General features: G+C 64.0%; 12 protein-coding genes and 1 pseudogene. 3 read left to right on the forward strand and 10 right to left on the reverse strand.

What is annotated here, in order from left to right; translation table 11 throughout:
* The first annotated feature begins 4 nt into the window (after window positions 1-4).
* A complete protein-coding gene (locus YA0848_RS11485; RefSeq protein ID WP_023082291.1) occupies window positions 5-1,525 on the forward strand; it encodes a conjugal transfer protein TraG N-terminal domain-containing protein in 1,521 nt (506 codons plus the stop codon).
* Window positions 1,526-1,536: 11 nt separating this feature from the next.
* Here YA0848_RS11485 and YA0848_RS11490 read toward each other — a convergent pair whose 3' ends face one another.
* The 8 genes from YA0848_RS11490 to YA0848_RS11525 all read right to left on the reverse strand — a co-directional run bounded on the left by YA0848_RS11490 (window position 1,537) and on the right by YA0848_RS11525 (window position 7,184).
* Window positions 1,537-1,899, reverse strand: a complete 363-nt coding sequence (locus tag YA0848_RS11490; RefSeq protein WP_023082290.1) for a DUF3742 family protein — start codon at window positions 1,897-1,899, stop codon at window positions 1,537-1,539.
* Between the two features lie 84 nt (window positions 1,900-1,983).
* Complete coding sequence (locus YA0848_RS11495; RefSeq protein ID WP_049272055.1) at window positions 1,984-2,613, reverse strand: RES family NAD+ phosphorylase; 630 nt, start codon at window positions 2,611-2,613, stop codon at window positions 1,984-1,986.
* Window positions 2,614-2,625: 12 nt separating this feature from the next.
* Window positions 2,626-3,252 carry a hypothetical protein gene (locus YA0848_RS11500; RefSeq protein WP_023082288.1) on the reverse strand — a complete coding sequence of 209 codons (627 nt, stop codon included), beginning with the start codon at window positions 3,250-3,252 and terminating at the stop codon, window positions 2,626-2,628.
* A gap of 395 nt (window positions 3,253-3,647) precedes the next feature.
* Complete coding sequence (locus YA0848_RS11505) at window positions 3,648-4,238, reverse strand: SAM-dependent methyltransferase (RefSeq protein ID WP_023082287.1); 591 nt, start codon at window positions 4,236-4,238, stop codon at window positions 3,648-3,650.
* A 99-nt stretch (window positions 4,239-4,337) separates the two neighbouring features.
* Window positions 4,338-5,123, reverse strand: coding sequence for a sulfite exporter TauE/SafE family protein (locus YA0848_RS11510; RefSeq protein WP_031668815.1), 786 nt, complete (start codon window positions 5,121-5,123; stop codon window positions 4,338-4,340).
* A complete protein-coding gene (locus YA0848_RS11515) occupies window positions 5,123-5,458 on the reverse strand; it encodes a TIGR01244 family sulfur transferase (RefSeq protein ID WP_031668814.1) in 336 nt (111 codons plus the stop codon). Before YA0848_RS11515 ends, YA0848_RS11510 begins: the two co-directional genes overlap by 1 nt.
* Before the next feature lie 71 nt (window positions 5,459-5,529).
* On the reverse strand, window positions 5,530-6,231 hold the full coding sequence (locus YA0848_RS11520; RefSeq protein WP_023082285.1) for a peroxiredoxin: 702 nt from the start codon (window positions 6,229-6,231) through the stop codon (window positions 5,530-5,532).
* A gap of 56 nt (window positions 6,232-6,287) precedes the next feature.
* On the reverse strand, window positions 6,288-7,184 hold the full coding sequence (locus tag YA0848_RS11525; RefSeq protein WP_228381275.1) for an MBL fold metallo-hydrolase: 897 nt from the start codon (window positions 7,182-7,184) through the stop codon (window positions 6,288-6,290).
* A gap of 134 nt (window positions 7,185-7,318) precedes the next feature.
* Between YA0848_RS11525 and YA0848_RS11530 the strand changes: the two genes are divergently transcribed.
* Together YA0848_RS11530 and mobH are read left to right on the forward strand one after the other, a co-directional pair.
* Window positions 7,319-8,287, forward strand: a complete 969-nt coding sequence (locus YA0848_RS11530; RefSeq protein ID WP_023082283.1) for a hydrogen peroxide-inducible genes activator — start codon at window positions 7,319-7,321, stop codon at window positions 8,285-8,287.
* Between the two features lie 507 nt (window positions 8,288-8,794).
* Window positions 8,795-10,630 (forward strand): MobH family relaxase, encoded by a 1,836-nt coding sequence (mobH, locus tag YA0848_RS11535; RefSeq protein WP_023082282.1) that lies wholly within the window; start codon window positions 8,795-8,797, stop codon window positions 10,628-10,630.
* A 96-nt stretch (window positions 10,631-10,726) separates the two neighbouring features.
* Here mobH and YA0848_RS11540 read toward each other — a convergent pair whose 3' ends face one another.
* Together YA0848_RS11540 and YA0848_RS11545 are read right to left on the reverse strand one after the other, a co-directional pair.
* Entirely contained in the window at window positions 10,727-10,984 is a 258-nt protein-coding gene (locus tag YA0848_RS11540) for a heavy-metal-associated domain-containing protein (RefSeq protein ID WP_023082281.1), read from the reverse strand.
* Between the two features lie 414 nt (window positions 10,985-11,398).
* Window positions 11,399-12,918, reverse strand: a pseudogene (locus YA0848_RS11545) (Tn3-like element TnAs1 family transposase); the annotation flags it as partial.

Genomic DNA, 12,918 nt, shown 5'->3' on the forward strand with positions numbered 1-12,918 from the left:
TGCCATGACGCTCTTTACGACCGACTACCTGGAGTACTACCTGACCCTCGTGTCCTGGATCGTCAACAACGGCATCTGGGCTGTGCTCGTGTCCAGCGGTGTATTCGCGCTGCCTTTCGTCGCCATCATCGTGCAGGAGTGGTTGAAGGCCCGTGCAGAAGGTGCCGACGAGGGAAACAAGGGTGTGCTCTCGGCTGCGCGCATCGAGAACCGGGTCTTCGTCGCCATCGTGGTGGTGATGTTCGCCGGTATCCCGTTCATCGACGTGGACCTCAACACCATCCAGTACGACAGCTCGCGCTCGGCCCAGTGCCAGGTCAGCGTGCCACAGCCCACCGATACCGGCTGGTCGCAGTCCTTCAGCACCATCAACAACCAGTCGGCGAAGGTGCCGGTGTGGTGGGCGTTCATGCACGCACTCTCGCGCGCCGTCACGAGCGCTTCGGTGGCGGCGATCCCGTGCGGTACGGACCTTCGGCAAATGCGCATGGAGATCGATGCCACGCGCATCGACGATCCGGTACTGGCCCAGGAAGTGGCGGATTTCTCGCGGGATTGCTATGGACCGGCACGCGCCAAGCTGTTCATGCAGCGGCCGGATCTCAATGAAGAACAGATGCACGACGTGACCTGGATCGGATCGAGGTTTTTTGCGGACACGGGCGGCTACTACGACACGTACCGTTCCAGCACGGCTCGCGACGACTGGCCCTACGACAGCACCCGCGACGCGGGACTGGCACAGGTGGCCAGCGGCGGTGGCTATCCGACCTGCAGGCAGTGGTGGAGCGATGGCAGCAATGGCCTGCGGGCACGCCTACTGGATCAGGTCGACCCGAGCCTGCTGAATCGCGTGGCGGGCTGGGCCGGCTTCCTGAGCCGGGCCGAGGTGGACGACTCGGTGATCCGCGCAATCGCGTCCCCGCGGCAGCAGAAGCTGAACCAGGGTAGCGTCTATACGGATTACGGCGGTCAGATCGACAAGACCCTGCCGAACATCGTGACGCGGGCCACGGGCGACGTCGGAATGGCAGTCGGCGCGATTGCCGCGTTTCCAGCGATGGACGTAGTGCGGCAGGCGCTGCCCATGGTACTCGCGCTGCTCAAGATGGCACTGGTCATCTGCATCCCGCTCGTGCTGGTCGTGGGCACCTACGACCTGAAGACGGTCGTCACCGTCAGCGTCGTGCAGTTCGCACTGTTTTTCACGGACTTCTGGTTCCAGCTCGCACGCTGGATCGACAGCACCATTCTCGACGCGCTTTATGGGTGGGGCTTCGGGTGGAACCGGCCGCATACCAACTTCGACCCGCTGGTGGGGCTGAACAACGCCTTCGGCGACATGCTTCTGATGTTCGTCACGGGCACGATGTTCCTTGTCCTGCCCGGATTCTGGCTGGCGAGCCTAACCTGGGTTGGGATTCGGGCCGGGCACGCCATCCAGGGGCTTTCCGATGGCAGCAAGAGCGCCGGCCAAGCTGGCGGCAAGGGGGCCGGGGCACTCACGGGAGGTAAGCTGAAATAGCGCGCGGCCGATCAGTCGTCGGTGTACAACTCGTGCGACGTGTCGTTGTACAGATTGGGATCGTAGCCCGGCGTCTTGCGCAGTTCGGTGAGATCGGTGAAAGGCCAGTCGTCTTCATCCGAGGTACTGGCCGCCGCCCATCCCGCTACCGCCACGCCCAGCAGCACGAGAGCGAACCAGAATGCAACGTAGAGCAGCACGCCAAGTACAGCGAGCTTGAAGACCCACACAAATGCAGTAGCACCAGCTCGCGGCACGCCCTTGGATACCAGCCAGTTCGACGCCCGCCGTTCGCCACGCGCATAGGAGCGCCATCCACGGCCAAGGGCGCGGCCGAGGCGTTCTGCGGTACTGATGCGGGTCGTGGTGTTCATGGTCGTCTCCTGTTGCTGAGGAATGCCTATTCCAGTTTGCTCCACTTCATTCGGTTCGGGGCTTCAACGTGTTTTCTTGCTGCTTCAGGGTGCTTCGTTATCCGGCTCAACCGGGCCAGGGTCAGGCTCCACGCCGACGCGGTAGGTGGCAACGAAACGCGGCCAGTCCACATGGTCAACCAGGTCGATGTCCTCGATGACGCTGACCTTCGCTTCCGCGCGCTCGAACAGCGCGATGCTCTTGGCGGGATAGTTGTTGCGCGACGGATAGAGTACCCCGTCGAACAGCGCCTGGCCGTCGTCTCCGAGCATCGCATGCACCTGGGCGGACACCTGTTGCGTCTGCGTGTAGTCGCGGCTGGCCAACTGCTCCAGATTCAGACCGAAGTAGCCCGCCATGACGCCCGGTGCCGTGAGGTCGGCCAGGAGCACGTCGGCCATCACCCCCACGGCGCGCACCATCCGGCTTTGGACCTCGTTCAGCGCAATGGAGCGCTTCGTGTCCGCAAGCCACTGGTGCTTGTGAAACACCGACTCCATCAGTGCCGTCGGCAAGTCGCGCCCGAGATAGAGCACGCCGTAGGCCCGTGCCGGGTCATCGTAACGATTGCTGCTGCGGCCAAAGTACAGCGGGCTACCCCGATAAACGACGCGGCTCACATGCTGGAGCAGTTCACCGGCATCGATCAGGAACGAAGGCAGCTCGTGGCTCATGGCGGGCTCGCTTCAATGCACCTGCACGCCCAGCACGTTGAACACGGCCTCGGCCACGTCGTCGATCGTGCCGTGCGTCACCGCATCCACCGGCGAACGCCCGCCCAGGCCTTCGAGCGGCTCGGACAGCGCGCGGTAGATTGTCCAATGGTCGATGCCCTCGACTTCCTGAAGCACTGTTTGGGTCAACTGCTGCTTCACCGGGTCGAGCTGCCAGTCGGGCAGCTTCTGGCCACGCGGCCCCACGTTCAGTGCCAGCAGCCGACGGGCGAGGATGTCCTTGTAGATCTGCTGGCGCGACTTGTCCGCCAGCTTGGCGAACTCCGCGGGCGGCAGATTGTGCGGCTGGTTGAAGGTTTCCAGCAGCACGGCGCGACCTCGCTGGACGTCGGTTTCAGTCGGTGCCCAGCGCGTCTCGGCGCGCAGCGCGGCCGCCTTGCGCTTCAAGGCCTGCGCCACTGTCTCGCCTTCGAGGTTGGCGGGCAGTTTCACCGCCTCCACGCGCTCGTGGATGAACGCCTGCAACTCGGCCGCAAACGCCGGGGCATCCCGGATTTCGACGGTATCCGCGAAGCGGCGCACGTCCTCTACCGTGACGCGCGGCAGACGGTCGGCAATGAATTCAATGGCGTTGGGCATGGTCATCTCCCAGGTAGGTTTGAGACAAGCTCACCTTAGTCGCCTTTGTCGCGTTTGTCAACTTAGTCGCCCAAGGGGGAGCCTACCTGGCGGAGGTAGCGCCCCCGCAGCATAGGCCGAGGTCAGCACCAGGTCCCTGTCCAAACCATTCGTGCGGGTTCCACATTGACGCTGGCGCCGCAACCCAGGAGCCGCAAGCGACCGTGCGGGGCTCAGGCCGACGAGGGCGTGCATGGCCGCCTGGGAGCCACCGCCGGCGTGCGGCTGCAGCATCGTCGCAGCGACCGATCCATGCTGCTGCATGGGAGGATCGAAGGCGACGCCTTGCTATCCGCGACGGGTCTGCTTACGGCGCGCAAGGGATTGGCGCTGGAATCCTGGTTCGACGGCAACCTTTACGGCGCTTTCTTGCGGGCGATGAACTGGACCACGCTGGCCAGCCCCGTATGGAATTGCCCTTCGATCACTTCGCGCTCGATCTCTTGCGACAGGAGTATTTCGCAAGCCTGGAACTCCCGTTCGATGTCTTCGCGCCGCACCAGCATGTCGAGATTCTTCGGGCCGCCGGTATCGCGATCAATCTGCGCCTTGCTGTAGCTCTCCAGCAGGAAAATGCCTCCGGGCCTGAGCGACCGCTCCACCAGCGCATGCAGCCGTTTTCGCGCCTGGCCGGGCAGATGTCCGAAGATCGAGACCACCGCGCCGAACGTTGCTTCCGGTGGCACGTAGGATGCCAGATCCGCCTGTTCCACCCGAATCGTCACGCCGTGGCGCTGAGCGAGTTGGCGAGCCTTGGCCAGCCCGACCGCCGAGCCATCGACACCAAGCACGTCCAGACCATGGGAAGCCATGAAGACGGCATTGCGGCCCTCTCCCTCGGCCAGGCTGAGTACCGGGCCCTGCAACATCTGCACATGCTCTGCCAGGAAGGTGTTCGGCGCGGTGCCGTAGACATAATTTTCGTCGGAGTACCGTTCATCCCACATCGTTTCCATCCTCCTGAATCACCAGCATGGCAAGACAGCCGATGCATGTGATTTCATCGTAGCCGATCGTGTAAGCCGGGTGCCGAGTCCTGCCCCCGGTCACCCGAACAGGGCCGACGCACTACGGTAGAGGATGTACAGGGCAACCGCGAAAACGATGCCTGCGAAGATCCTGCCAAGCGCATTGCGGTGCCCCCCCAATCGCAGAGACAGGCGTGTACCCATCACGCCGCCACCAATGCCGCCCAGGATGAAGAGCCCCGCGATCTTCCAGTCCACCAGGCCGGAGGCCGCGTAGTTCAGGGCCGTGGCCAGGCCGAATGTCCCCACCGCCAGCAGCGAGGAACCGACGGCATTGCTCATCGACATGCCGGAGGCGAGCATCAGCGCCGGCACGATCAGGAAACCACCGCCGATGCCGAAGAAGCCTGATGCCGCTCCAGCGACGAGGGCAGCCGCAGCGGTCCGCAGGCAATTCCGTAGGGTGGTGACTTCCCGCGCCGCATCGTGGTCGCGCCGCGGCCGCAGCATCGACAGGCCAACGGCGATCATCACCAGACCGAAGAGGAACAGCAGCTTCTGCCCATCCAGTGTCTTGCCCAGGGTGGAGCCAGCCAGCGCGCCGACCGTACCGACGAGCGCAAAGACGATCGCACAGCGCCAGCACACGTTGCGCTTGCGCGCATGCGCAATGAAGTTGGCATAGGCATTGGCCGAAACCGCCAAGGCTCCGGTGCCGATCGCGATGTGCGGCTGTGCGACGCCGACGACGTACAGCAACAGGGGCGTGGCAAGGATCGAACCGCCGCCGCCGATCAGCCCGAGGACGAAGCCCACCAGCGCACCGGACCCGATCGAGGCGATTGTCTGAAGCAATGCGTCCATCAGGACGCCGGCGCCATGCGCCACGCCAGCGTGCAACGATTCCCTGAAGCGCAGTAGGCCAGGACAGGACCAGCGGATCGCGCGAGAACCTCCCGCAATTCCATCGCCTGCTCCGGGGTCACGGCACCAGAGCGGGCAGGAATGAAGTGACACCCGAGACCATGCATCTTCGCCTCAGCCTGGATCTCGGCCCAGCGAGGTTGCCCCGGCACCTCGTCATCGGGCCGCATGCAAACCAGTGTGGTGTAGCCGGCACCGGCGATGCCCACGACATCGGACGGCTGAACCTGCCCGCAGACATGGTAGTGCTCGGACAGCTGGTTGATATCAAGCATTGGAGGATTCCACGAGGGATGGAAGCCGGCGGAGAAGGCCATGCCCACCGCCGCCGGCACAGGCGGAGCGATCAGGCCAGCGGCTTCTTCGAGAAATACCAGTCGGTGGTCTCCAGGCCCTCGCCGAGGCGCTTCTTCAGTTCCTCGACGGTCTTCGGCGCACCGACCAGAACCTGCTCACCGGGCTGCCATCCTTCCGGCGTCGCCACGCCATTGGCGAGGCTGTGCCGCAGGCTTTTCACCAGCCGCAGGATTTCGGCGACCGAGCGGCCATTGGTCATGGGGTAGTAGACCATTGCGCGCAGCAGGCCCTGGTCGTCGATCACGAACGTGGCGCGCACGGCGGACGTGTCCGACGCACCGGGGTGGATCATCCCGTAGGCGCGGGCCACATTCATCGCCAGGTCCTCGATGATGGGGAAGCTGATCTCGACGCCGAACTTTTCCTCGATGTTCTGGACCCAGGCCAGGTGCGAGTAGATCGAGTCGATCGACAGCCCCAGCAATTCGGTGTCGAGGGCGCGGAACTGATCGGCGGCCTGCGCGAAGGCGATGAATTCGGTCGTGCAGACCGGGGTGAAATCGGCCGGGTGCGAGAACAGCACCAGCCACTTCCCCTTGTAGTCGGCGAGCGAGCGCGAACCGTGCGTGGTCTGCGCCGTGAAGTCCGGGGCCGGCTCGTTGATGCGCGGCATGGCCGTCACGGCGCTATCGGTGCCGGCGCTGGGTGCGGGCGCGACAGGTTTGGGGGAGGAATCGGCACAACTACTCATCGAAGGCTCCTTGCTGATGGAAAAAAACACGCCGACGATTCGCCCTGCGGGCGGAATCAGAGGGCGTCGAGGGGGACTTTCAGAAACAGACGGCCATCCCGGTCCCGGGGCGGCAGCCTGCCGGCACGCATGTTGATCTGCAGCGACGGCAGGATCAGGCGGGGCATCGCCAGCGTGGCATCGCGTTCCGTGCGCATGCGCACGAAGTCGTCTTCGTCCACGCCATCCTGGACATGGATGTTGCGAACCCGCTGCTCCCCAACCGTGGTTTCCCAGCGGATATCACGCCCGCCGGGGCCGTAGTCGTGGCACATGAACAACCGCGTTGCGTCCGGCAGCGCCAGAATCCTGCGGGTGGACCGGTACAGCGTGCGGGCGTCGCCTCCCGGGAAATCGGCGCGCGCCGTCCCGCCATCGGGCATGAACAGGGTATCGCCGACGAAAGCCGAGTCACCAATCACGTGGGTCATACAGGCCGGGGTGTGGCCCGGCGTGTGCATGGCGAAAGCCGTCATCGAGCCGATCCGGTAGCTATCGCCGTCGACGAACAGGCGGTCGAACTGGCTTCCGTCGCGTGCGAACTCGGTGCCTTCGTTGAAGACCTTGCCGAAGGTCTCCTGCACCTGAACGATGCGCTCGCCGATGCCGATTTTCCCGCCCAGTTGCTCCTGCAAATACGGCGCTGCCGAGAGGTGGTCGGCATGGACATGGGTTTCGATCAGCCATTCGACCTGGAGGCCCTGGGCGCGCACATGCTCGGCGATCCGATCCGCGTGCTCGAACGAGATCCTGCCGGCGGCGTAGTCGATGTCCATGACGGAATCGACGATCGCGCAAGCCGAACTGGCCGGGTCCTTGACGACATAGCTGATGGTGTTGGTCGCCTCGTCGAAGAAGGCGGTGACCTCCGGGCTGATGCCCAGGTCGACTGGATGTGGAATCATGCTTGCCATGCTTTTTCTCCATTCGGATGCGTTTGGCATGGGGACACGATAGGCGCGATTCATAATCAATGGAAACGAATAAAAACTGACTCCGTGATCGAGTTTTGCGATACTAGATTCATCCATCGTCGCTCCTCGATCCCATGAAGCCATTGCCCAACCTGCGTCACCTGCGCTACCTGGTGGCCCTGCACGACCAACTGAGCTTCAGCCGCGCTGCTGAAGCGTGTTTCGTCACCCAGTCAACCCTGAGCGCGGGTATCCGCGAGCTGGAAAACGCGCTCGGCATCGCTGTGGCCGAACGCAGTCGGCATTCGGTGGTGATCACGCCCGCTGGACGCAGCTTGGTGGGACGCGCACGCCTGCTGCTGCAGGACGCCGAGTCGCTGATGGCCATGGCGCTGGAGGAAGGCAAACCGATGTCGGGCACGATCGAACTCGGCGTGTTGCCGACGATCGGGCCCTTCCTGCTGCCACGCCTGATCCGGGATATCCGCCAGCGATTTCCTCACCTTCGGCTACGGCTGCGCGAGGACAAGACCCGCGACTTGCTCGACCGGCTGACTGAAGGCCGTCTGGATCTGGTGCTGATGGCGTTCCCCTACGAGACCGGCAATCTCGACACCTATCCGTTGTTCGAGGATGCCTATCGCTACGTGTGCGCTTCGTCCCTTGCACCGCAGCCGGGTATCTGTGCCGCACCGATTCCCGACCGCGATATCCAGTCCCAGGATATGCTGCTGCTGGAACCCGACCATTGCCTGCACCGCCATGCGCTCCCGATCCTGCAACGCGCGGCGGAAAGCGATCACGCCTGCTTCGCCTCGACCAGCCTTCATACCCTCGTGGCGATGGTGTCCGAGGGCATGGGTGCCACCTTGCTGCCGGACCTGGCGATCAACGGCGGCATCCTGCAAAGCGCCGACGTTCTCGTGCGCCCCCTGCGTCAGGATGCGAATGCGCGCACCATCGGCCTGTGCTGGCGCAAGGGCTCGCCCCGCACCGAGATGTTCCAGAGCCTGGGGCAATTCATGCGCGAATGGGCCGTACAACACATCCGCCCGTGGGTGCCAGTGGAACGCGACAACGTACCGCGAAAGCGCATCACCTGATGCAGGCCGGCGTAGCTAGCGCATGAAACCGGGTGCGCGGGTTCCCGATGCGTTGTCGCTCGTGAAGACCCGAGGCAGCACCTTGACCACGTGTCGAAGCACTCCACGCTGCATGAGCCAACCGACCGCGAGCTGATCCCCATGCAGGTAGCTGCGGCATGCACCGTCTTCATCCGACGCAGCCGATGGGGCCACCGCTCCTTGCGCATCGTAGTGCTCATAGCGGCCGACATTGCTGGTGCGCGCGCGAAGATGTAGCTGAGTCAGAACCAGGCCCAACCTCGTTGATCAGCCCGCAGGCGTAACCCCCGAATAGCAGCAGCGGCATGGAAACACGGTTTGCCCGATGTCACATTCATCGTGGCATCCGCGGAGCCTCGGTTCTATACACAAAGGCTCCCACAAAGGTCAAAGGGCTGTGAAGGGACAAGGGAATGGGAGCAAGGGGAATGGCCCTATCCGAAAAGGCCAAAAGGCACACCCGCCAGCGCATCACCAGGAGTTCGCATGCTTTCGCTGTTCCAGCGTAAACGGACGTCGCCGACCACCGGCTCGCCATCCACGCCCCTCGCCGAGCTGCCGAAAGGGCTGACGCGGCCGGAGCCGGCCGCGTCGCTGTTGGCGACCCCGCGCCGGCGACGTCTGCTGGAACACATCTGGCAGCGCACATCGCTGTCGCGTCGGCAGTTCTCCGCGCTCTACCTGGCACCGCTGGAACGGTATGCCGAACTGGTCCAGCAGTTCCCAGCCTCGGAAGCGCACCACCATGCCTGGCCTGGCGGCATGCTGGATCACGGGCTGGAAATCATGGCATTCGCACTCAAGCTGCGGCAGTCGCACCTGATGCCGGTCGGCATCACGCCCGAAGCTCAGGCTGCGCAGGCCGAGGCTTGGACCGCCGGCACTGCCTACGCCGCGCTGCTCCACGATATTGGCAAGGTCGCGGTGGATCTGCACGTCGAGTATGCCGACGGCAACATCTGGCATCCCTGGCACGGGCCGCTGCGAAAGCCGTATCGCTTCCGCTACCGCAAGGACCGCGAATACCGCCTGCACGGCGCGGCCACCGGACTGCTCTACACGCGCATACTCGACAGTGACATCCTGGATTGGCTCAGCGACTACCCCGATCTCTGGTCTGCGCTGCTGTACGTGATGGCCGGGCAGTACGAACATGCCGGCCTCCTGGGAGAACTGGTGGTTCAGGCCGACCAGGCATCGGTCGCTCAGGCACTGGGCGGCGACCCAGCCAAGGCGATGACAGCGCCCCGGCATGCCTTGCAGCGCAAGCTGCTCGATGGCCTGCGCCATCTGCTGCGCCAGGAGCTGAAGCTCAACCAGCCCCAGGCCTCGGATGGATGGCTGACACAGGACAGCTTGTGGCTCGTCAGCAAGACGGTTTCCGACAAGCTGCGTGCCTACCTGCTGTCGCAGGGCATCGACGGAATTCCATCGAACAACACCGCGGTTTTTACCGTGCTGCAAGACCACGGCATCGCGCAGCCGACCCCGGACGGCAAGGCTATCTGGAAGGCCACCGTCACCAGCGGCGCGGGTTGGAGCCACAGCTTTACCTTCCTGCGCCTGTCGCCCGCGCTGATCTGGGAAGCGGCCGAGCGCCCCGAGCCCTTCGTCGGCAACGTGGTCGTAGAGGAGAGTGTGTCGTCTGGGGACGATGTTCCTGCCGCTGGACCCGAGGCCGCGACTGCGACTGCGCCCGCTCATGCCCCCGCGATCGCTTCGGCTCCGCCGACCACTGCATCACGGCCCCCGGCGCAGGCCGACCCGCTTGCTGATGTGCTGTCGATGTTCGGCGTCGACGAAACGCCCGCCGGCGAGCCACCGGTCTCTGAAGCACCCGTCCTGCAACCCACGGCGACACCGGAGACCGCCATCGAACCGCAGCTGGCCACGCCGCCCGAGACCACGCCTTCTGGGGAGCACTTCATGGCGTGGCTGCGGGCTGGCGTCAACGCCCGCCGGCTCATCATCAACGATGCCAAGGCGTTGGTGCACACAGTCGATGGCACCGCCTACTTGGTCAGCCCTGGCCTGTTCCAGCGCTACGCCCAGGAGTTCCTGCAGGTCGCAATGCTCGCTAAGCAGGACGATGTGACCGACTGGCAATGGGTCCAGAAACGGTTCGAGAAGCTGCAGTTGCACCGTAAGCAGCCCAGCGGCCTGAACATCTGGACCTGCGAGGTGACGGGGCCACGCAAGTCCCGGCGGCTGCATGGTTACCTACTGCAAGACCCTACCTGCCTGTTTGAAGAAAGTCCGCCGAATAATCCTTACCTGTGCCTGCAACCGCAAGGCACTGCAAGGACGCGGCAAACCGATTGAATCGGTTCCGGCGAAGCTGACCCGGTGCGGTGAATACCTCAAGGCCGTCATGCCTCGCCACGTGGCGGCATTTGCCACGTGGCGCGACGGCTGGGATCACTGGCCGCGGCCGCAGCAGGTCTTCGCCTGATCGTCCGACTTGGGTGCGCCTGCCTCGACCGAAACGGGCGTGTAGCCAGCCTCGGCGATGGCATCGCGAAGCGTCTGCGGGTCGGCCGTACTCGACTCGATCGTGACCCGCTGGCTGGCCTGGTCGATGGTGAACTGGGCCTGTTCGTCGACCGACTTCAGCGCCTTGGTGATGGTGCTGACACAGTGGCCGCAGGTCATGTCTTTGACTTCAAAGGTGGTCATGGGATTTCTCCTTGGGGTTGAGGATGGAATGTCGAAACTATCGAGCTTCCCATCGTGGGAATGTCAATAGGTGCATGCAAAAATTCAGGAGCACATTCGCTCCCTCGCTATAGTTCGGCGGACACTGTGCCGTGGGCCGACCGGCAGCATCTCCGCGACCTGCGAGATGGATGATTGGGTCACGGAATGCAGGCAAAGCTGTTGACGCATCAAACGAACTGCGCTGCCAACCCCCGCGGGAAGAGAGACAAAGGTGCTGTCTTGGCCGGAGGTTGGTCGACCCGGTAATGCCGGCGCGCCTGGGTACCCACCTCAGCGCATGTCAGGATATTAGAGTCTTGGGTTAGGCGCGCTTTGCGGTTGTTTCGGGGACGGCTGTAAGGGGAGCCCGCAGAATTCGGAAAAAATCGTACGCTAAGGTTTTCCGGGCATCCGTAGGGGCCGAAACTTCCCGTCTTCCAGTCTGCGGCTCTGCCGCCAGACGTAATCGCCGGTTAGGTTGATGTGCTCCCAGCCCAGCGGCGACAGGAATTGCAGCAGCTCGCCGTCCACCGGCTTGCCGGCCTCGACCAACCCCTGGATGGCGCGCTCCAGGTACACCGTGTTCCACAGCACGATAGCCGCCGTCACCAGGTTGAGGCCGCTGGCCCGGTAGCGCTGCTGCTCGAAGCTCCGATCCCTGATTTCCCCAAGGCGGTTGAAGAACACCGCCCTGGCCAGCGAGTTGCGCGCCTCACCTTTGTTCAGGCCGGCATGCACGCGGCGGCGCAGTTCAACACTTTGCAGCCAGTCCAGGATGAACAGCGTGCGTTCGATCCGGCCCAGTTCGCGCAGGGCGACAGCCAGGCCGTTCTGACGCGGATAGCTGCCGAGCTTGCGCAGCATCAGCGAGGCGGTAACGGTGCCCTGCTTGATCGAGCTGGCCAGGCGCAGGATGTCGTCCCAATGAGCGCGCACGTGCTTGATGTTCAGGGTGCCACCGATCAGCGGGCGCAGCGTCGGGTAGGCCTGCACGCCCTGCGGCACGTACAGTTTGGTTTCGCCGAGGTCGCGGATGCGTGGCGCGAAGCGGAAGCCCAGCAGGTGCATCAGGGCGAAGACGTGATCGGTGAAACCGGCCGTGTCGGTGTAGTGCTCCTCGATCCGCAGGTCGGACTCGTGATACAGCAGGCCGTCGAGCACATGGGTGGAATCTCGGACGCCGACATTCACCACGCGTGTGCTGAACGGCGCGTATTGGTCGGAGATGTGGGTGTAGAACAGCCGTCCTGGCTCGCTGCCGTACTTCGGGTTGACGTGCCCGGTGCTCTCACCCCGGCCGCCAGCGCGGAAGCGCTGGCCATCGGAGGATGAGGTGGTGCCGTCGCCCCAATGGGCAGCGAAGGCATGGCGGTACTGGTGATTGACCAGCTCGGCCAAGGCCGCCGAATAGGTTTCATCGCGGATATGCCAGGCTTGTAGCCAGGACAGCTTGGCGTAGGTCAGGCCGGGGCTCGACTCGGCCATCTTGGTCAGTCCGAGGTTGATTGCATCACCGAGGATCGCGGACAGCAGCAACGTCCGGTCTTTGGCCTCGGCCCCGTCCTTCAAGTGGGTGAAGTGGCGGCTGAAGCCCGTCCAATCGTCCACGTCCATCAGCAGTTCGGTGATCTTGATGCGCGGCAGTAACTGACTGGTCTGGTCGATCAGCGCCTGCGCCCGATCCGGCACCGCCGCATCTAGCGGGGTGATTTTCAGGCCGGACTCGGTGAGGATGGCATCGGGCAGCTCGTTGTCCTTGGCCAGGCGGGCGACAGTGGCCAACTGCTCGTCCAGCAGCTGCAAGCGCTCTTCCAGGTACTGGTCGCTGTTCGGGTTGATCGCCAGCGGCAGGGCCTGTTCCCGCTTGAGCGCGGCGAACTTCTCGGCCGGCAACAGGTAGTCGTCGAAGTCGC

Origin of the sequence: Pseudomonas sp. S4_EA_1b (assembly GCF_016307435.1) — a bacterium.
Taxonomy (GTDB): domain Bacteria; phylum Pseudomonadota; class Gammaproteobacteria; order Pseudomonadales; family Pseudomonadaceae; genus Aquipseudomonas; species Aquipseudomonas rhodesiae.